We start from the raw sequence: 20,647 nt of genomic DNA, 5'->3' as shown, positions 1-20,647 counted from the left end.
GGAGCGATGAAGTAAAAAAAGACGGTAGCTTTTGCTACCGTTGTGGGGAAAACTAGGCCCATTTGTCAACGACAGTTAGGAGAATCTTGCTCCTTGGGTGTCAAGCTTTACTGACATAACTTCAGCGCTAACCCCCTGGTGTGCCCACGCTGCCTTCATTGCGGCTGCAACTGATTCGCCCAATTGCGTCTCAACAAGTGCTAAAAGCGTTGGCCCAGCGCCGCTAATCACCATGCCATAAGCACCGACATCCAAAGCAGCCGCAAATACGGCTTCGTAACCAGCAATCAAAGCTTGTCGATAAGGTTGGTGAATGCGATCTTGCATTGCCGCGCGTAGCCAACTGCCGGTGCCGGTTTCTAAGCCGCGCAGCAATAAACCAAGATGAGCAGTATTGAAAATCGCATCAGTACGAGAATAATTGGCCGGCAACACCCGCCGCGCTTCTGCGGTAGAAAGTTCAAAATTGGGAATCGCCACCACCGGCACAATATTAGAGTGCCAGGGAATCTCGCATATTTCCCAACCACCGTCTGATGCTGTTGCGGCGAGACGGCAACCGCCCAAAAGCGCCGGCACCACATTATCTGGGTGTCCCTCCATTGCGATTGCCAGTTGCATCACTTCAATTTCACTTAAAGGCGCACCGGCTAGCTGATTCGCACCCACTAACCCACCAACAATCGCGGTTGCAGAACTGCCTAAACCTCTGGCTAGGGGAACGCCTAACACAATCTCGATGTGGACTGCCGGCGGCGTTTGAGCGAGTTTTTGGTAAAGATGCACAAATGCTTGATAAGCCAGATTGCTGTCATCTGTCTTAACTCGCTCAGCCTCAATGCCGGTGACAGTAATTTTAAGCGCCGGTTCAGTTGTATCGAGACGGGTGAACTGAAATTGATTGTAAAGCGTTAAAGCGGCCCCAATGCAATCAAAACCCGGCCCTAAGTTAGCAGTAGTAGCCGGCACGCTAACAGTAACGGTGGAAACAGCAGACATCCTTTCAACACTCAATAATCAATCTACCAGCATCCCATGTCGCTGCTCATCCGTCATCTCTGCCGGCGCTGAACTCACCTGCATCCGCATCTCACAACTTTGCTTGATAGGAATTTCTATCACAAACTCAGCCCCTTGTCCGATTTCTGAGAAGCACTGCAACTGCCCGTAGTGCTTGTCTACAACGATTTGATAACTAATAGATAATCCCAAGCCGGTGCCCTCACCGCTTGGTTTAGTCGTGAAGAAGGGGTCAAACAATCGTTCTTTGACCCTTGCCGGCATTCCTGGCCCATTATCCTTAATACTGACTCTTACGCTATCAGAGTTGATAACTTGGGTGGAAATTGTAATTGTACTCGGACAATTTTTAATTTCTGTAGGAGCGCGACTTTTGTTAGACTGGTTCAAGGCATCAATGGCATTGCCGATGATATTCATAAATACCTGATTCAATTGGCCGGCATAGCATTCTACCTTTGGTAAATCCCCATATTCCTTAACAACTTCAATAGCAGCCTGCTCGGCGTTAGCCTTAAGGCGATTCTGCAAAATCATGAGTGTGCTATCAATCCCCTCATGAATATTGACCGGCTTCTTCTCCGCTTCATCAACCCGTGAGAAGTTCCGCAGCGTCAGCACAATTTGACGAATACGCTCAGCCCCAACTTGCATTGAAGACAGCATTTTTGGCAAATCTTCGCTTAAAAAATCAAGGTCGATCTCTTCAGTCTCATTTTGAATTTCAGGAGTGGGAGAGGGATAGCACTGCTGGTACAACTCAATTAAACCAAGCAAATTTTGAGCAGTTTCGCTAACGTGAGCCAGATTGCCATAAATAAAGTTAACTGGGTTATTAATTTCATGAGCCACGCCTGCAACCAATTGGCCGAGAAGAGACATTTTCTCAGTTTGAATTAATTGCCCTTGGGTTCGTCGTAAATCTTGCAGGGCTTTTTCTAGGTTGGTTGCTTGTTCTCTGGCGCAAGCTTCTGATTGTTGTAATTTTTCCTGTTGTTCTTGTTGCACCCGCAAGTTTTGTTTAATCTCCTGTACGCATTGCCAGGTTTTGTTAATCGTAAGTTCTAAATCCTGAAAATCGATGGGTTTAGTTAAAAAATCAAAAGCTCCACAGTTCATCGCCTTTCTAATATTTTTCATGTCGCCATAGGCGGACATAACCACTGTTTTAATCGTGGGATTTATATCATTAAGTTTAGCCAGCAAAGCTAGGCCATCCATCACCGGCATATTAATGTCGGTCAATACCATATCTGTATCTGGATGCTCTTGCAACTTTTCCAGTGCTTCCGCACCATTTCGGGCAAAAACTAGCTGCAATTCTCCTAAATGAACCTTTTTCTTAAATTTCTGAGAGATTAGCAGCTCTAGATCTGGTTCATCATCTACAAATAAGATTTTTATTGGCATAAATCGCTCCCTAAACAGGCGGTTTGTAATAAATAATTTATAAACTAAATATTTTTTCTTTCAATATTTCAAAATTAACAGGTTTTTTGATATAATCATTTGCTCCATTCGCTTTCGCTATTTGATAATTTTCCTCATCGCTATAAGCCGTAATCATAAATACTTTTATCTCCGAAAAGTTTTGTTTGATAATTTTCAGGAGTTCTAGCCCGTTCATCCCTGGCATATTAATATCTGAGAGAATCAGGACTACGCAGGCTTTTCCCTGGTTTTGCAAGTAATCTATCGCCGTCTCTGCGGAGAGGACAAAAATAAATTCAACTTCGCCGGCTTTGATTTCTTTTCTAAATTTTTGCTTGAATAGCAATTGGATATCTTCTTCATCGTCCACAACCATGATTTTCATATTTAAAATTTCCTTTCTTAGGCCGGCTTTTTCGGCAAAACAATAATAAACTCCGCATATTCCTCTGCTTCTGATTCAACAGAGAGTTCTCCTCGATGCTGCCCGACAATAATATCGTGACTGAGCGATAAACCCAAGCCGGTTCCTTCTCCTGCCGGCTTAGTTGTAAAGAAGGGATTAAAAATTTTATCTTGCACTTCTGACGTCATCCCTTTGCCATTATCGCGGATACGAATTTCCACCCGATCTTCCAGATTTTTAGTTTTTACACACAGCACAGGTGAAAAATCATTTTCCAGCGTTTGTTTCTTTTTATGGGTTGAATAACAAGCGTTGTTGATAATGTTCAGGAAAACCCGGCTGATATCTTGTGGCACCACCTCTATTTTGCCTATTTCAGCGTCATAATCGGTTTCTATACTTAAATTAAAAGTGCCTTCCTTAGCTCGCATTCCATGATAAGCAAGATTGACATAGTCTGCAAGCAACTTATTGATATCTGTCGGTTCCCAGTGACCACTCTGACCGCGAGAATGCAAAAGCATATTGCTGACAATGCTATCAGCTCGCTGGCCGTGATGATTGATTTTTTGAAGATTTTGTTTGAGGTCATTTAACAGCTCTGCAAAATATTCAATTGTCGTTGCATCCAATCGCTCTGCTTGATTTTCAATTTCTTCAAACAGTTCTTGTGCTAATTCCGCAGAAAGTTCAGAAAAATTGGTGACAAAGTTTAAAGGATTTCTAATTTCATGAGCAATGCCGGCAGTTAAACTTCCCAAAGAAGCCAGCTTTTCTTGCACGACAATTTGATTTTGCATTGCCCTGAGATTTTCTTCCACCCGCTGACGCTCTTGGATTTCCGTCTGCAATTGCTCAACAGTTTTCCTCAGTTCATTTGTGCGCTTTTCAACCCGGGTTTCTAGCTTCTCATTCGCTTTTTGCAACGCCTCTTCTGCCTGCTTGCGCTCGGTAATATCGCGCAAAATTACCACATATTCTTGTAAATCCCGGTTTGAAAGTGAAGCGTCTTGGGAGAATCGGTCTGAAATTGCAACTTCAAGAATGCTTAAAGACGTTGAGTTCGACGGATCTGTATTGGGTTGATTCAAAGTTTGTTCGCTGCGGCTCAGCCACTGTTCTGGATCATTTGCCAATCCGGGCAGCCATTGATTTAGGTGACATCCGACCAAGTGGTTAGAACTAATTTCAAATAAACGTTCGGCGGCTGGATTGGCTTGCCGGATCATGCCATTTTCATCCAACACCACAATTGCATCCAAGGCAATTGTAAACAGATGTTCCGCAGCCTCTCGCGCCTGGTTCATCGCGAAAACCTGGGGTAAGCTTGTCCAGCACGCAATCGCGACTCCAACAAAGGCGGCTGTCAATAGCAGTACCACCAAGAAATTAGAAAAAATACTTGAGTGAGAATATAATCTGAGGCCAAAAGCCCAACCCACAGCAACGGCACTACAGATCAAAAAGATGAGAATGACAACCTGAAACGCGACAAAATCTGGAAATAGGTTGTGGTGTCGTCCCCGGTAACGCTGAATCCACCAGTTCGGGCGAAATAGCCCAAACCGGCTACGACGGATCGCCGCATCCACTGCCAAAGTCACCACAGGTAGCATTAAGCCGATCAGCACGTCTTCCCGACTCCAGGCTAAGCCTCCCACCACTAAGAAAACGGCATCGACTGCGAAGAAACCAAGAGACAACCAAGGCAAAAACGCGAAGCGCTTGCCACCGGCAGCACTCCCGGATGCAGGAGGCAAGCGCACTTCTGGGAACTTTCGCCGCAGCCAAAATCCCAGATGGAATGCCATTAAAGTCACCATGTAGCCGGCGCAACCGACAACCACGATGCGGGCGACATCTCCCCACAACAGGCTGATTAAACTGAATAAAAGTGAAAATATCAGACCCGGACCCAAAACGCCTTGGGGAGAGACAACCGTGAATACGGGTGCGAGGTGTCCGTCTAAAGCAAGTTGGTACAAAATGCGGGGACAGGTGGAAACGGCTGTGGCGGGAAGCAGAAGACAGCTAGAAGCCAATAGCAGCGTGACTAGGAATGTCGCCGAGGAACCCCAGAATGGTGAAGCTGCTGTTAATAAGTTGGCAAACGAGTCCTCCCCAAGTCCGGGAGAGGTGGCTAAGCGTGCTAAAACCCAGGAGTTGCCTAGAAACACCGGCACTAGCAACCAGCCGGCAAAGGTTAGACATTGCAACGTTTTATTGGGCTGCCGGCTATCGGCGACAAAGGCGGACGCGTTTTCACAGGAACAAGCCCCGTAGACCCCGAAAAATGACCACTTGGCCCAGTCAACAAAGGTTAGGGTTGGCCAAGCGCTCGGAAAAAGTCCAGGACTGTCTGGGGAGAAGGCTAACCATCCCATCCCTTGAATGCCAAATAGCAGTAGAAACCCGACGGCTGGGAAAATGAAAACTGCGTGCAAAATTGCTAAGGCGCGGGTGCCGCTAAACGCCATGATATAAGCGATAACGGTAAATCCAATTCTGAGCAGCGTTTTGGGGCAAGCAATCCCCAAAGGTTCCAAGTTGGCTTGGATTAAGTCTGTGAGGATGATCGCGTTCACCGGCAGATAGGTTGCCCAGCTGATGAAGTAAGCAAGCGCCGCATAACGACCTAGCCCTGGATAGTCTTTCAGCAGCCTGGTGATATAGTTGGGCGTTCCGCCTGACATCTCTGGCCACTGTTCACCTAACCGTTTCACTTGCCGGTTTAGTAGTATCCCGATAAATACAGTCGGCAACCACACAACAATCGCGCCTGGGCCAAGTGCGGCGTGCATTGCCGTTGCCGTGCCAATCCAGGCAATGTGACCACTTAGACCAAAGCCCCAAGTTTCAAGGAAACTGAGGCTGCGCTGGAGTCTTAAGGGCGTTGGCGAATTTTGCTTGACACCCAGAACAGGTTTGTCTGGTGGGTAGGCATGAATCTGTTCGTTGCCAGCGTCTAGGTGCATTAATTGTCCCCTTAGTTAATTTAATGCGTCGTAGTTGCTACCCTGTTTGGCAATACAGCCGATGTCAGTTTTTATCGGATGAGCGCGCCATGCCTCATATTCGTCCCTAGAGTTCCCCGTTGCTACTACTTAAGTAACAATTTCAGAGCTAGTTATAAATTCTTAAGTATTTTTTAATAAATTGCTGAGTACGGTTATTCCGCCGTATTTTGGCACAAAGATGACAATCAAGCCGATTTTGCTTTGCTGCCGGCATTATTTGGCTTTTGTGTCGTCTAGTTGAAAGCCGGCAATCGTTAAAAATCTACTAGATATTTCCAGCCTTAACTAAATTTAAAATAGGTGCAATAAAACCTAGAAAATGAGGCTGTTCGATTAATTTAATTTTTATAAAACTATGACAGATTAAATAGAAATAAATTAATGAAATCTGCAATTTTAACAGCCTTTGCAATCGTTAGGATGCGCTGATTTCCCATTAGGAATTGGGTGGGCAATTGTTTTGCCCACCGCAAAGCGTATTCCTAAAAGTTGCTGTAATCCGTGATCGCGCTTTTCATTCGCTCAATCACATCAGGCACCGGCATCGAACCTAATTCCCCAGAAGCGCGGGTGCGGATGCTAAGGCTATTTGAAGAAACCTCCTTCTCTCCCACCACTGCCATCACGGGAATTTTATCTTTCTCTGCATTGCGAATGAGTTTACCTAGACGCTCATAGCTGGCATCTGCTTCAGCACGAATCCCCAGCGCTTTCATCTGAGCAGCTACGTTTTCAGCAAAAGGCAGAAACTCATCACTCACCGGCAGCAAGCGAACCTGCACTGGCGCTAACCAAAGCGGAAAATCGCCGGCATATTCTTCAATCAAAATCCCGATCAGCCGTTCCAAAGATCCAAACGGAGCACGGTGAATCATTACTGGACGCTGACGGGAACCATCTGCCGCTACATACTCTAAATCAAAGCGTTCCGGCAGGTTGTAATCAACTTGAACGGTTCCCAACTGCCACTCGCGATCCAGAGCATCTTGGAAGATAAAATCGAGTTTTGGCCCGTAAAATGCCGCTTCTCCAATTCCCTCAAAGTAGTTCATGCCGAGGGTTTCCACGGCGCGACGGATCGCACCTTGGGCTTTCTCCCACGCTTCATCTGAGCCGATGTACTTATCTAAGGCAGGATCGCGGAAACTCAGCCTTGCCTTAAAGTTCTTCAGTTGCAGACTTTTGAACACCGACAGAATCAAATCCACCACTTTCAGGAATTCATCATCCAGTTGTTCTGGCGTGACAAATAGGTGAGAGTCATCAACGGTAAAGCCGCGTACCCGCGTTAAGCCGCCGAGTTCGCCTGATTGTTCGTAGCGGTAGACGGTGCCAAATTCAGCTAAACGTATTGGCAATTCCCGATAGGAATGCAACTCGCTCTTGTAAATTTGGATATGGAAAGGGCAATTCATCGGCTTGAGGGCGAAACCCTGTTCGGCGGCGGCGGCTTCTGCGTCCTCCGCCATCATGGGGAACATATCCTCTTTATATTTCTGCCAGTGACCGGAAATTTTAAACAAGTCCACTCTGCCGATGTGAGGGGTGACGACTTGCTGGTAACCGCGTTTGATTTGTTCTTGTTTGAGGAAATCTTCAAGAATTGACCGCAAAATGGTGCCTTTCGGTGTCCACAGGGGTAATCCTGGGCCTACGGGATCGGCGAAGATAAATAAGCCGAGTTCTTTACCCAGTTTGCGGTGGTCGCGCTTGAGTGCTTCTTCCTTGCGGCGTTTGTATTCTGCGAGTTGTTCTGGTGTTTCCCAAGCGGTGCCGTAAATGCGTTGTAGCTGTTGTTTGGTGGCATCTCCGCGCCAATAGGCACCGGCAACACTTTCGAGTTCAAATGCCTTGGGGTTGAGTTCGCTGGTGTTTTCGACATGAGGGCCGGCACACAAATCCCACCACTCTTCACCCAAATGGTAGATGGTGATCGGTTCTTGAATGCCTTCTAATATTTCTAGTTTGTAAGGCTCATTAATTGCCTCGATCCGCTTTCTGGCTTCCTCACGGCTCACTTCTTCCCGAACCACCGGCAGTTTACGGTTGACGATCTTAATCATCTCTTTTTTGATCGCCTTGAGATCCTTTTCCGTAAACGATTCTGGATGGTCAAAGTCGTAGTAAAAGCCGTAGTCTATCCAAGGGCCAATCGTGACTTGCGCTTTGGGAAACAGCTTTTGCACTGCCATTGCCATCACATGGGAAGCGGTGTGGCGAATTTTTTGCAATGCTACTGATTCGCCGGTGCGCGGCAGATGGATTTTTTCGGGTTGTTCTTCTGGGGAAGCGGGAGATGAGGTAACCATCGGCTGTTGATTTCGTTCCAATCCCAGAGCAGGATTTACTGTTTTGCTGTTTTATTTTATTGCATTTCAAGGCTTGATGGGTTTTAAGGAAAATTGCCGGTTTTCAGCAAAATACTGTTTTTGGATTGTTTGCTTGCGTCAATTTCAATCAAGCTTAACCGCTTAACTTAGCTGCGGTTGCTCAGCCGCTGATTTTATTTGTTTCCAATTCATATTTTGCTTTAAATGTCAATCCTCTCTAGCTGGAATTAAGGTGCCGATGTTGCGATCCTGACTGACAGCTCTGTGATTGAAAAAAAAGTGCGGTAAATGTTACAAATTGTAAATTGCGTTAAGATTAGGTTAGCTGAGTCACTCATTTTTAATTTATGCTGAATCCAAATCTGCCTGAACCCGACTTACTCAAGACGGTTTTACAGCCGCTCTTAGAAGACTTTCAGTATTGGTTTGGGCGCTCGCGCTCGCTTTTGGAAGCCGAAGAAATTTCTTTTCTCGGCAGCGACGGGCAAGCTGACTTACTGGCAAGAGTGATGCAGGCTCAGCAGGAAGTGAGTACGGCTAAAATGCTTCTAAACGCCACCGATGGCAAAGTGGGGGTGGAAATGGAAGTCTTAATGCCCTGGCACAAACTGCTCACCGAATGCTGGCAGGTGTCGATGCGTAACCGCATGGAAAAGTCTAACAACGCGCAGCCACCACAAGTGGGCTGAGCAAAAGGCGTCTAAGACTATAAATTAAAGGTCTAGCAAAACCCGCCTATTTAAACAAACGTCCATTTAACAGCGGTTTTGTTCTTAAACTTCTGTTCAAACTTGTAAATAAACTGTGTTGCTGGAGGAAAATGCGATGTTACACTTGCTATACATTCTTGCTTTTACGACCTTGGCTTTCTTGGCGGTCGGTAATTTAATTCGTAGCTTGATCAGCTTGAGTGCCGAGTCTCAACGCCCTTACTCACCCATATCAGGATCGCCGGCATCACGGGGATATGGGGGAACACCTCATCCAGAATTACTCGATTCTAATGGGAAAATGGTGAATGAGCCGCTGATGGTGATGAAGTCAATGACGGTAGAAGATGCCCGCGAACATTTAGACGCTCTCTATAATTCTTCTCCAGGTTCTCCTAACCAAGCTCGCGACGACGCTTAAAAATTTAAGATAATCAGATTTTATGCGATAGGGGCAGTTTATTAATTGCCCCTATTTTTAATGGATTTTTGATTAAAATTGCTAGTTTTGTTCTGTGTGTTTCTAGTAAATTTGTAGTGCCGGCATCTGGAATTTCTATGCAATAATCTTGCAATGTCGGTTAGTCTCATGAAGCAAAATAATTTTATGAAAATATCCCAAATTTCTAAACTGTTTGCTTGGTCGTTGGGACTGGTTCTATTGTACACCGGCACTGCTTGCGCTCAACGAATTTCTAGCCCTCTCCAGGAGTCCCACAGCCGACAAGAAGTCTTGCAGGAACTCAGCAAGGCAAATGTTGTGTATCTGGGAGAAACCCATGATAGCGCTGAGGATCATAAAGCTCAGTTAGAAATTTTGAAAGAATTGCACCGGCAAAATCCCAAAATTGCGATTGCAATGGAAATGTTTCAGCGTCCCTATCAAAATATTATTGACAAATATCTTGCCGGCAAGCTCACAGAAACGGAACTGGTAGAAAAAAGTGAGTACGAAAAGCGCTGGGGGTTTCCTTGGGAATATTATGCGCCGATGTTGCAGTTTGCGAAGGAAAATAAGCTGCCGGTATTAGCTTTAAATACGCCGTCAGAATTGACTCGAAAAGTTGTCCGTGAAGGTTTAGAAGGTTTAACTGAAACGGATCGGCAGTATATTCCCACGGCTTCGGAAATTGACCTTAGCAATAAGGAATACCGGCAAATGGTGTTAGATTCTTTTAAGCAGCATCAACAAGCCGGTCATGGTTCTAGTGCTGATTTTGAGCGATTTTTTCTGGCGCAAGTGCTGTGGGATGAAACAATGGCAGATGTGATTGCTCAATTTTTAAAGCAGAACCTAGGCTATCAAGTGGTTGTGTTGGCCGGCCAAGGTCATGTTATTTATGGATATGGGATTCCTAGTCGGGTTGAAAGGCGGATGACTGGGGTTGCCGGTAAGTCTTTTCAGCAACGGTTAATTTTGCTTAACTCTAACTCGGATTTTCCAGTGGTTTCAGATAAGCCGGTTGCTGATTTTTTTTGGAAGAGTGAGTAGTTTTTTTGCAAAAGCAAATATTTATTTTTATTAACCACAGATGCACACAGATAGACACAGATGGTTTATTTGTTGGATCTAAGGTTTGGCAGATTGACTGAGTGATTGTACTAAGGGTTGAAACACCGGCACTAAATCGGGCCGGCTTAAGACTAAGGTTGGGTAAGATCGATTGCTATAATCTTTGCCGGCTTCTAAGGGAAAGATGGATTCTTGTTCTAGGGGAACCCAAGCGCCACCGGCGGCGTTAATAATTGTCCAAACTGCGGCAATATCCCAAATTTTGGGGGTTGCTTCTACGCCGCCTAAAGTGATGCCGGCGGCTACCATTAAAAAGTTATACGTTGCTACGCCTAGCATTCGGATTTTGCAGGGGAAGGGATGTTCAATTGCGGAAATGCTGCGAGTGCAAAAACTAAAAAAGTGATTTTTAGATAAATCATCTTGGCTTGTATGAATGGGCTGAGAATTCAGAAAAGCGCCTTGAGGATTTTCGGTTAAAGAATTTTCTGATTTCTCGTTCCAAAATGCAGAGAAAGTTTGCTTTAACGGCGGTAAATAAACATACCCGAACACAGGAAAACCTTGATGAAATAATCCGATTGAAATTCCCCAAATCGGAATTCCTCTAGCAAAATTTGTTGTGCCATCTAAAGGATCGATAATCCAGCACCATTCAGTATCTGGAAAAATGTGTTCTCCTTCTTCACTTAAAACTCCGTGAGTGGGAAAAGCAGCAGCGATGGCTTCTCGAATTTCCTGATCTGCCCATTTATCCGATTGGGTAACTAAACTTCCATCTAATTTTTCTGCTGCTTGAACTTGACCGAAATCAGCCATTAACTGACTGCCAACCCGCACAGCAGTCTTCTCAGCAAAGTCTAAAACTTGCGCCCAAAAATCCCCTAATTCCTCAAGTCTCGCCTCCATCAAATTCTCCTAAATTAATCTAATTCCCCTGCCATTACCGCAGCAATTGCGCTCTTTGCATTCTCGCGGAATTCTTTAATATTAACGCGCCGCAATAGAAAAATTGCAACAATCATTCCCACCGCTTGCAGTGCAAAAACTAAGCTATAAGCCAACACCGGCACAGGAAACAAATTCTTACCTAAATTTAAAACTGCACCACCAAATACAGTTGCTAAACCCCTCGCCATTGCTTGAGATAAACCCCAAGCACCAATAAAGGTTCCTGCTGTTTCTGCCGCTGTTAAATCTAGCATTAAACTGGTTGCGCCGGCAGTCAAAACTCCTGATGCTAACCCAAACATTAATAAGCTACCTTTCAGCATTCCTGGATTAGCTGTAAATCCTGCAATAATAATTAATCCTGAACTAATTGCTGCGGCTGTACATCCATATTTTGTTGTTCTATGTTTACCTAAACGGGGCAAAAGTAAAAAGCCGGTGGAAGCAATGCCGATCAGGGTTCCCATGCCAAAAAAGGCATTCAGTTGAGTTGTTTGTGAAACACTCATGCCAAACACTTCCCCACCATAGGGTTCCAACACGGGATCTTGCATAAACAGGCTTGTTGTCAGCACCAACAAGAAACTAAAAAATAACCCGGTTTGGCGGTTAGCTGTTAAAATCCGCAGCGCATGGCTCAAGGTAATTTTATCTTCTCGATCCACTAAAGTTGAGCGAGAGTTGTAGCGAGAATATTTTTTCTCGACTCCAACAGTTGCTAAGACACTCAATCCAAATACCACAGCCGGCACTATCATAAAAACTGGATTAATGGTGGCTTGTAATTGAGGAATATCTGCAAGTTTTACCGATGCGGAATTTACAATCGCTTCTTCGCCTGCTTCTGGCATCTGTAATAACTTAGAAATTGTAATCGCCCCAATCACAATTCCCACCATCAACATCGACCAAACGATGCCAATTAATTTAGAGCGATTATCGTCATCTGAAACATCTACCAGTAAAGCTGCAAACGGAGTGGAACTTGCACTCAAGGCTAATCCGTAAATCGCAAAAACTAAAGCCAGAACTGCAACCCAAGCATAGGTTGAAAAACTCCAGCCGGTTGCTTGCAAACTGCCGCCGAGTTGCCACACCACTTGTACTGCAATAAAAGAGGTAATTGCAAATACCGCTGCCCCAATCCAAACAAAGCCGGTGCGGTGGTAGCCCAAAAGCGGTTTAGAATCGGATAATTGACCAAACCAAATGCGTGCCGGCGCAACAAATTGGTGCATGGCAATCGTACAAGCAGCAATTAATGGCAGCACGTTTAACTCATCAATCATCACCCGGTTGATCACCCCTAAAGTTAGGAGTGACATAATGCCTAATCCCATCTGGAATAAGCTCAGTCGGAACATTGTCAGTAGATTAAGTTTAGGCAGTAACTTCTCTGATTCAACCGGCTCAGAATCTGACAAATAATCGCGATTCATCCCTATACCCCACCTAATTGATCAAGCATTAACAGTCTTTTGTATTTTATATGCGCGGATTGCCGGTTAGAAAGCGTTCACCTGTAAATTTCCCCACAACTGGGACGTTTCCAAATCCTCTAATCCCGGCAATCTTCTCACTCAACTGTACAAAAGACGACAAACTGCCGACAGCGCTACACTTTTAAACGTTAAGTATTAGCACTCATCAAATCAAAGATGCAAACAACAACTTTAGGACAAAACGGGCCGGCTGTCACCGCCTTGGGCATTGGCGCTTGGTCGTGGGGTGATAAGCTGTTTTGGAACTACGGCAGCGACTACGGCGAAGCGCAGGTACGAGAAGCTTTTAAGGCCGCACTCGCCGCCGGCATTACCTTCTTTGACACCGCCGAAGTTTACGGCCCTGGTGAGTCAGAAAAACTCTTGGGGCAGTTTATCAAAGAAAGCGGACAGCCGGTGTGTATTGCAACCAAATTTGCCCCGCTTCCTTGGCGCTTTAACGGCGACTCGGTTTCTGATGCCCTGACAGACAGTTTAAAGCGCCTACAGATGGATCGCGTCACCCTTTATCAGGTACACTGGCCGTTCACTTTTTTTATGAGTCAGGAAACCCTGATGAATGCCTTAGCCGAGGAGGTACGGCGGGGTAGAATTGAAGCCGTCGGTGTGAGTAATTACTCAGCGGATCAGATGCGGGAAGCTCACCAGTTATTAGCGAAGCGAGGCGTACCTTTAGCCGTGAATCAGGTGCGCTATTCTTTGCTGACTCGGCAAATTGAAAGCCAAGGTATCCTGAGTGCGGCGCATCAGTTAGGCATTACCCTCCTCGCCTACAGCCCTTTGGCGCAAGGATTGCTCACCGGCAAGTATACTGCTGAAAAACCGCCTGCCGGCCCTCGTCAATGGGACCCCAAATTTAGCCGCAGCGGCTTGCAGAAAATTGAGCCGGTGCTTTCTCTGTTGCGTCAACTTGGTGAAAAACACCAACGCACACCGGCACAAGTTGCCCTCAACTGGTTAATTGCCCAAGGCGGCGTGATTCCAATTCCAGGGGCAAAAACAGCCCAGCAAGCGCAGCAGAATGCCGGCGCATTGGGTTGGCAACTCTCTCCAGTGGAAATCCTCCGTCTGGAAGAGGTTAGCCGGCCTTGGCTGAGCTAAACTCAACAGCTGTGTTACGTGTGTAGCGGACGGGTGCGTGTCTGTTAATTTGGGTTCCCACCTCAGTTTGCTTGCCCTCGTCCGTAAAACTGTTCAGTTAATCCGCAAAATCACAAATTTGTCAAGATTGAGTCTTCAAAAGCTCACATCTCGCCTGAACGAATCACACAGGATAAATGACAGATAATATCGGACAAAATTAGGGGAGGTAACCACAAATTCTCATGAAACTTTTGAGAGATTGGGGTTTTACCCGCCAAGGGTGGCGAAGTGGTGAGCGCGGTGAATATTTGGTATTAATTCAGGGCTTGCTGCTGATCGCGCTTGTGATGCTGCCGGTCTACCGGCCTGCTGGGTTAAACATCAACTCGCCGGCACTATTGTATGGGATTTGGGGCATCGCAGCGATCCTAGGCGTGGGGGCATTCGTTCTAATCATTAAAGGACTGTTGGATTTAGGAAGCAACCTCACACCCTTACCCTATCCTAAAGAGAATGGCCAACTTGTCCAAACCGGCATCTACAGCTTAGTGCGTCATCCGCTTTACAGTGGCTTAATTTTAGCAGCACTGAGCTGGGCAATTTGGCAACAGAGCTTGTTTCACCTAGCCGGCGCAGCAGTTCTGCTTGTCTTTCTGAATGCCAAAGCCAGCCGAGAAGAAGCTTGGCTAAGCCAGAAATATCCAGACTACCCAAATTATCAAAACCGTGTCAAAAAGCTGATTCCTTGGTTGTACTAAAACAGCCATTGTTTTCCGAGAATTTGTTTTTGACTCGAAGTGAATGTAGAAACCTGTAACCTCAAAGAAGAATTTCCAGCATGACCCCGGATACCATTGAACTAGACGGTAAATCTTTTGTCGCAGCCGAACATCTTCCAATTCCAGAATGGCCTTGCGTCTTGAGTGAGCGTCCCCAGCCAACGCTCACTATCAAAGACAATGATATGTTTTTAGTCACCGATACTTTGGGTAATATCGCCGGCTGTTTGGGCGATGACACGAATGCCAGTATGGGGCTGTTCTGCTGCGATACGCGGTTTTTAAATCGTTTAGAGTTGCAGATTGAAGGGCGATCGCCGGTTTTACTCAGCAGCACTGCCGATAAAGGATTTGGGCTGTCGGTTTTGTGTACGAATCCTAAAATTGAGAATCATCTCCCGCCGGAAACGATCGGAATTAAGCGGGATTTAATGCTGAATGGAGCGCTCTTTTCAGAAATTGAAATCTCTAATTACAGCACCGAGACTGTGAGTTTTCAAATCAGCATTAGTTTTGATGCCGATTTTGTTGATTTATTTGAAGTGCGCGGGTTTTACCGGGAAAAACGCGGGCAAATATTAAGACGAATTCCCCTAACAGGAGAACGCACGATCACAGGTTCCCAGGATCTCTCCAATCGGGGATCGGAGGAAGCAGAATTCGCAACTCACACCTCAGTTCTCAGTCCTCCTCCCTCCCTCCTCGAACAGGAAGAATTAGTTCTAGCATACCAAGGTTTAGATGGTTGCCTGATGGAATCTCGCATTCGTTTCGATCACCGGCATCCCGATCATTTTCAAGGTTACACAGCCATTTGGCAAATAGAACTGGCGACCCACGAAACCCAAAAATTGGGCTACCGGCTGCAAATGTTCACCAATGGTCGGCCTACTTCTAAAGTGAATCCCCCGGCTACTTTTGTGCAAGCCAAAGCCGCTGAATATTTAGAAGAGGAACAGTGGAAGCACGAAATTACTAGCATTCGCTCAGATAAAAACACTTTCAATCAAGTTATCGAGCGAGCAGAGCAAGACCTTTATGTGATGCGGCAGTCGATTGGCAAAAACACCGTACTCTCTGCCGGCGTCCCTTGGTTTTCCACCCTTTTTGGTCGGGACTCGATTATCGCCGCCTCGCAAATTTTAATGCTCAACCCGACAATTGCTCGTGAAACGTTGAGCATCTTAGCGGAATACCAAGGTCAAAAAGACGATGACTGGCGCGATGAACAACCCGGCAAAATCTTGCACGAACTGCGCTTGGGGGAAATGGCGAGATGTCAGGAAGTTCCGCACACACCTTACTATGGCACGGTAGACGCTACGCCGTTGTGGGTGATGCTCTACGCCGAATACTACGCCTGGACAGCAGATAAAGACACCCTAGAGCATCTGTGGCCCAATGCTTTGGCGGCAATGGATTGGATTGATCGCAATTGTAAACATACCGGCTACCTCAGCTATGACCGGCAATCAAGTCGCGGTTTAGCAAATCAGGGTTGGAAAGACTCGGAAAACTGTATCGTTAACCGCCAAGGCGTGCAGCCGGCAGGCCCGATCACCCTATCTGAAGTGCAAGCCTATGTCTATGCAGCGAAAATGCGCCTCAGCGAAATTGCCCGGATGAAGAAGCGCCTCGACTTGGCTGATCGGTGGCTAGAGGAAGCACGCGAGCTAAAAACCCGCTTCAACCGGGATTTTTGGATGGAAGAAGAAGGCTACTGCGCTGCCGCCTTGGATGGCGATGGCAACCAAATAGACGGCATTACCTCCAATCCAGGCCATTGTCTGAGTCTGGGCATTCTTACTCAGGATAAAGCCCTGAGCGTGGCGGAGCGGCTACTTGCGCCAGATATGTTTAATGGCTGGGGCATTCGCACCCTCAGCAGTCTGTCGCCGGCTTACAATCCAATGGGCTATCACATCGGTTCGGTTTGGCCCCACGATAATGCTTTAATTGCAATGGGTTTGCGCTCCCTGGGTCAAGTTGACCAAGCCTTAGAAATTGCCAAGGGATTGCTCGATATGACTCGCAAGCAACCCTACAAGCGTCCTCCTGAATTGTTCTGCGGTTATGAACGCACAGGGGATGACGAGCCGGTGCAGTATCCAGTTGCCTGCTCTCCCCAAGCTTGGGCCACCGGCAGTGTGTTTCAACTGCTGCAAATGATGGTTCATTTGGTGCCCGATGCCCACAATAATTGCTTGCGAATTGTTGACCCCGCTTTGCCAGAGTCGATCAATAAGCTGTCATTGCATAACCTGAAAATTGGCAATACTTTACTCGATCTGGAATTTGAGCGAGCCGGCACAACCACTGCCTGCCGCGTTGCTAAGAAACGGGGCAACTTGCGGGTTGTGATTGAAGCTTAGGTTTCACTTGTTTTGTGCAATAGGAGGGGCGATTTTTACGGTCGCCCTTCTTATTGGGTGCTGTAAGAAATTTTCAACCTCTGCAAATTAAATCATCTTCCTTTCTGGGAGGTGTTTTCTTATTAAGAATTCATTTTGCCTGAGTGACTGAATTCGCTTAAATAAAGTCTGCCGGTGCAAACTTAAGAAAGAGAGGTATGTAAATCAAATTAAGTAAGTATAATACATGAGCCTCTAATTTTCTAATTACTAATAAAAAAATATCTATCTTTTCCCCCCTGTCTCGTCCTCCCCTAATTTCCTAATGCCGACTTCAATCTTCCGACCCATAATCATCAAATCTCGCTCAATACCATCGAGTTCTGCAACTTCCGGCAAATAGCCCCAGCGTTGAAACCCAAATTTTTCAAATAATAATAAACTCGGATGATTGTGGGCAAAAATAAAGCCCAGCAAAGTCTTAAGATTCAAAGTTGGACTTTGCTCAATTGCCCGTGACAAAAGTTGCCGGCCAACTCCACTACACTGATAAGTTGGGTCAACATAAATACCAAGTTCCGCAGTTGCCTGGTAAGCCGGTCTTCCATAAAACGATCGAAAACTTAGCCACCCAGCCACCCACCCGTCTATTTCCATCACCCAAAGCGGGCGACGGGTGGGGCTGTGTTCGGCGAACCAAGCAAGGCGACTATCCACTGAAACCGGCTCTAAATCAGCGGTTGCCATCCGGCTAGGAATGGAAGCATTGTAGATGGCAATAATGGCCGGCAAGTCACTTTCAACAGCATCACGGATCGTCATATCTTTTCAATTACTCTTTGATCAATCTTTCTTAAATTTGCAGAATCTAAGAGTTTATTATTGTACCTCAGTTGTAGTTTTTTTATTAAATAATGACATTTCAGATATTAGCGACTATTGCACTTGGAAAGTTGGGTTATGGCGAGAGAAAATTGGTAGAATTCTCAATCTTTGGTGGATATTGGCTCATGTGATGAGGCCAGTATATGCGGTCACCACATTGAGAAAGGGAGACTGGAATGAGGATTAATAGTGAGTGAGTCTAGACATCTTTTGGTATGGCAAAAAATCCAAAATTATGCCATAATATAAATATTGCTGCCAAGGTGAAGTGATGAGCTGCCGCAAAAAGAAAAATCCAGCAAATCAATCTGTAAATCAGTGTAAAAAGTCTTGTAATTCTGATGATGCGACACTTTTAGGCGAGGCAAAAACGCTTTCATATTGGGTGAAAGATTATCTAAAAAATTACAACGATTTCTACCAAACGCAAAAAGAATGGTGGGGTGACAAAACTCTCAATTGGGATGGTGCATTAGAGAGAGCTTGGATTTCTCGGTTTGCAGATCGCAAAATGCACCCACATCAACGTCGAGTCTCATCTAACTTGGCGCAAGGATTGAAAGTTTCGCAAGAAGATGCTGCGCTGCCTGAGCACTTCGAGACGTTCGAGGAACTTTACAAATGGTTAGAATACGTTGCCTATCGGGTCAAGGGTCTTGGAGACATGACGGCTTACGATGTCGCTCAACGTCTAGGGATGTGGCTGGACTTATCACCCAACGTTGTCTACCTTCACGCAGGAACGGCTGACGCTGCAAAAAAATTTGGTATTGAAGGAAAGATTGCTCTTCTAAGCGCTTTTCCTCCAGAAATTCAAGAGTTAGGGGCGGCTCATGCTGAGAATTTTTTGTGCATATACAAAAACCGTTTAGGCTAATTCTAGTAACCCATTGAGGTAGGTTGGGCGGAGTGAAACGGAGGGTACGCGAAGCGTAATCCAACAAATTATGCCGGCTCTAAATTAAGAATTTTCGGCTTCAATCTTCCGACCCATAATGATTAAATCCCGCCCAATTCCATCGAGTTCTGCAACTGCGGCTAAATAACCCCAACATTGAAAATTAAACTTTTCAACCAATATCTGAATTTTGATGCAAAAGGATAATAATTCGAGAAACCTTGCAGGAGATGATTCCAGCTTACTACTATGACTTACTTACTGTTTTTTCTCTCTATTGGATTAGCGACTGCCCTGGCTGTAGTCATTAAGCGACTACAAAAACACCAAAATGAATATTTAGTCGTGCAGCAACGCCTAAAAGAAGCTGACACGCAGATACAAGAAACCGAAAAAAAATATGGTGGCATCATCTCTAGAGAGGGTGTCGTCAGTAATCTAGATGCTCAAATCTCTGTTTTGACAGATCGGCTTAAACAACTGAATAAACAATCAGAAATCGAAGAACAAGAGCTATCTAGTAAGATTTTAGTCTTAAAAAGCAAACTTCAAGAACTTGAAGAAAAAGATATTATTCAAGCATCTGGGTTTTATGACTCTAAGTATAATTTTCAGGATAGTGAAGAATATAAGCAACGATTGGATATAATTCGTGCCGAACAGAAGCAGATGATCAAGGATAAAAATGCTGCTGTCTGCAATACTGAATGGTCAGTCGGCGGCAGCTATAAAGAAGGCAAAAAGATGACAGATAATTTCCTTAAATTAGTCCTACGTGCCTTCAACGGTGAATGCGATGCCTCTGTTACTAAGGTAAAGTACAACAATGTGCAAACAATGGAAAATCGTATTAGAAAAACCTATGAAGAGTTAAACAAAATATCTCAGAGTACCAATTGTGAAATTACAGAGCGCTATCTAGACTTAAAGTTACAAGAACTTTGGCTAACTCACGAATATCAGGAAAAGAAATATCAGGAACAGGAAGAGCAACGCATTATCCGTGAACAAATGCGTGAAGAAGAAAAAGTATTGCGTGAAATTGAGAAAGCAAAGCAAGAGGTTGAGCGAGAAGAACGTCGTTATCAAGAAGCCCTAGAAAAAGCTCGCCAAGACGTAGAAAATGCTACAGGTAAAGCCCAAGAGAAACTCTTTGGCAAAATCGAGGAATTACAGCAACGGCTGGCGGAGGCTGAAGCTAATAAAAAAAGAACGATGTCTCAGGCTCAAATGACTAAATCTGGACATATTTATATTGTTTCAAACATTGGCTCATTTGGTGAAGATATCTATAAAATTGGAATGACACGACGCCTAGAACCAATGGATCGAGTTAAAGAATTGAGTGATGCTTCTGTGCCTTTTCCGTTTGATGTTCATGCCATGATATTTTGTGAAGATGCTCCAGAACTTGAATCTCGCCTTCATAGACGTTTTGACTCTAGGAGAATGAATAAGATAAATGATAGAAAAGAATTTTTCCGGGTTTCATTAGAAGAAATAGTTAAGGTTGTAGCAGAGATTGATCAGGAACTCAAAATTTGTAAGTCGGAAGTTAAATTTACCAAAGTCGCTGAAGCTGCCGACTATCGTAAGACTTTAGCTAAAGAGGGTAAAGTTGTTTCTGCCGGCTAAAATATCGTTTCAGCGGACATTTGTAAAAATATTGTTGCTTTAAATCATGTAATAATTGTGTTGAAATTGAGCAAGGTTGTTGGATATTTCTAGCATTAGCAGAATTCGCATAAATCATTTGCGAAACCTTGGGAGG

Annotated in this window: 16 protein-coding genes; 8 read left to right on the top strand and 8 right to left on the bottom strand. The window is 45.2% G+C overall.

The genetic code is table 11. From position 1 onward, the window contains the following. Nucleotides 1–75 precede the first annotated feature (75 nt). The 5 genes from thrB to thrS form a co-directional block, all read right to left on the bottom strand. Nucleotides 76–999: a homoserine kinase gene (gene thrB / locus H6F56_RS09775; protein ID WP_190667307.1), complete on the bottom strand. Its 924-nt coding sequence runs from the start codon at nt 997–999 to the stop codon at nt 76–78. Between the two features lie 18 nt (nt 1,000–1,017). After that, complete coding sequence (locus H6F56_RS09770; protein ID WP_190667305.1) at nt 1,018–2,430, bottom strand: response regulator; 1,413 nt, start codon at nt 2,428–2,430, stop codon at nt 1,018–1,020. A 37-nt stretch (nt 2,431–2,467) separates the two neighbouring features. Then, complete coding sequence (locus tag H6F56_RS09765; protein ID WP_190667303.1) at nt 2,468–2,836, bottom strand: response regulator; 369 nt, start codon at nt 2,834–2,836, stop codon at nt 2,468–2,470. Between the two features lie 17 nt (nt 2,837–2,853). Then, on the bottom strand, nt 2,854–5,832 hold the full coding sequence (locus H6F56_RS09760) for an ATP-binding protein (protein WP_190667301.1): 2,979 nt from the start codon (nt 5,830–5,832) through the stop codon (nt 2,854–2,856). A 524-nt stretch (nt 5,833–6,356) separates the two neighbouring features. After that, nucleotides 6,357–8,183, bottom strand: a complete 1,827-nt coding sequence (gene thrS / locus H6F56_RS09755) for a threonine--tRNA ligase (protein WP_190667299.1) — start codon at nt 8,181–8,183, stop codon at nt 6,357–6,359. Nucleotides 8,184–8,551: 368 nt separating this feature from the next. Between thrS and H6F56_RS09750 the strand changes: the two genes are divergently transcribed. The 3 genes from H6F56_RS09750 to H6F56_RS09740 all read left to right on the top strand — a co-directional run bounded on the left by H6F56_RS09750 (nt 8,552) and on the right by H6F56_RS09740 (nt 10,406). Next, entirely contained in the window at nt 8,552–8,893 is a 342-nt protein-coding gene (locus H6F56_RS09750) for a DUF2605 domain-containing protein (RefSeq protein ID WP_190667297.1), read from the top strand. A gap of 136 nt (nt 8,894–9,029) precedes the next feature. Next, entirely contained in the window at nt 9,030–9,335 is a 306-nt protein-coding gene (locus tag H6F56_RS09745; protein ID WP_190667296.1) for a DUF2973 domain-containing protein, read from the top strand. Between the two features lie 186 nt (nt 9,336–9,521). After that, entirely contained in the window at nt 9,522–10,406 is an 885-nt protein-coding gene (locus H6F56_RS09740) for a ChaN family lipoprotein (RefSeq protein ID WP_190667295.1), read from the top strand. A gap of 78 nt (nt 10,407–10,484) precedes the next feature. On the opposite strand, the gene H6F56_RS09735 is transcribed toward H6F56_RS09740, so the two are convergent. After that, on the bottom strand, nt 10,485–11,336 hold the full coding sequence (locus H6F56_RS09735; RefSeq protein WP_190667293.1) for an inositol monophosphatase family protein: 852 nt from the start codon (nt 11,334–11,336) through the stop codon (nt 10,485–10,487). Nucleotides 11,337–11,350: 14 nt separating this feature from the next. Then, nucleotides 11,351–12,817 carry a BCD family MFS transporter gene (locus H6F56_RS09730; protein WP_199312709.1) on the bottom strand — a complete coding sequence of 489 codons (1,467 nt, stop codon included), beginning with the start codon at nt 12,815–12,817 and terminating at the stop codon, nt 11,351–11,353. A 219-nt stretch (nt 12,818–13,036) separates the two neighbouring features. Between H6F56_RS09730 and H6F56_RS09725 the strand changes: the two genes are divergently transcribed. The 3 genes from H6F56_RS09725 (at nt 13,037) to H6F56_RS09715 (ending at nt 17,114) form a co-directional block, all read left to right on the top strand. Continuing rightward, nucleotides 13,037–13,981, top strand: a complete 945-nt coding sequence (locus H6F56_RS09725) for an aldo/keto reductase (RefSeq protein ID WP_190667291.1) — start codon at nt 13,037–13,039, stop codon at nt 13,979–13,981. A gap of 224 nt (nt 13,982–14,205) precedes the next feature. Continuing rightward, nucleotides 14,206–14,721 carry a methyltransferase family protein gene (locus H6F56_RS09720; protein ID WP_190667289.1) on the top strand — a complete coding sequence of 172 codons (516 nt, stop codon included), beginning with the start codon at nt 14,206–14,208 and terminating at the stop codon, nt 14,719–14,721. A gap of 80 nt (nt 14,722–14,801) precedes the next feature. Continuing rightward, nucleotides 14,802–17,114: an amylo-alpha-1,6-glucosidase gene (locus H6F56_RS09715; protein WP_190667287.1), complete on the top strand. Its 2,313-nt coding sequence runs from the start codon at nt 14,802–14,804 to the stop codon at nt 17,112–17,114. 264 nt (nt 17,115–17,378) lie between these two features. Here the strand turns inward: H6F56_RS09715 and H6F56_RS09710 are convergent, their stop codons facing one another. Beyond that, nucleotides 17,379–17,915 (bottom strand): GNAT family N-acetyltransferase, encoded by a 537-nt coding sequence (locus H6F56_RS09710; protein WP_190667285.1) that lies wholly within the window; start codon nt 17,913–17,915, stop codon nt 17,379–17,381. Between the two features lie 334 nt (nt 17,916–18,249). On the opposite strand from H6F56_RS09710, the gene H6F56_RS09705 reads away from it, so the two are divergent. Together H6F56_RS09705 and H6F56_RS09700 are read left to right on the top strand one after the other, a co-directional pair. Next, nucleotides 18,250–18,855, top strand: a complete 606-nt coding sequence (locus H6F56_RS09705; RefSeq protein ID WP_199312707.1) for a hypothetical protein — start codon at nt 18,250–18,252, stop codon at nt 18,853–18,855. A gap of 270 nt (nt 18,856–19,125) precedes the next feature. Beyond that, nucleotides 19,126–20,511 (top strand): DUF4041 domain-containing protein, encoded by a 1,386-nt coding sequence (locus H6F56_RS09700; protein ID WP_190667283.1) that lies wholly within the window; start codon nt 19,126–19,128, stop codon nt 20,509–20,511. Nucleotides 20,512–20,647 lie beyond the last annotated feature (136 nt).

Source organism: Microcoleus sp. FACHB-672 (assembly GCF_014695725.1).
GTDB lineage: Bacteria > Cyanobacteriota > Cyanobacteriia > Cyanobacteriales > Oscillatoriaceae > FACHB-68.
Note: the sequence above shows the minus strand (reverse complement) of the source record. Positions and strands in the feature narration are given on the sequence as shown.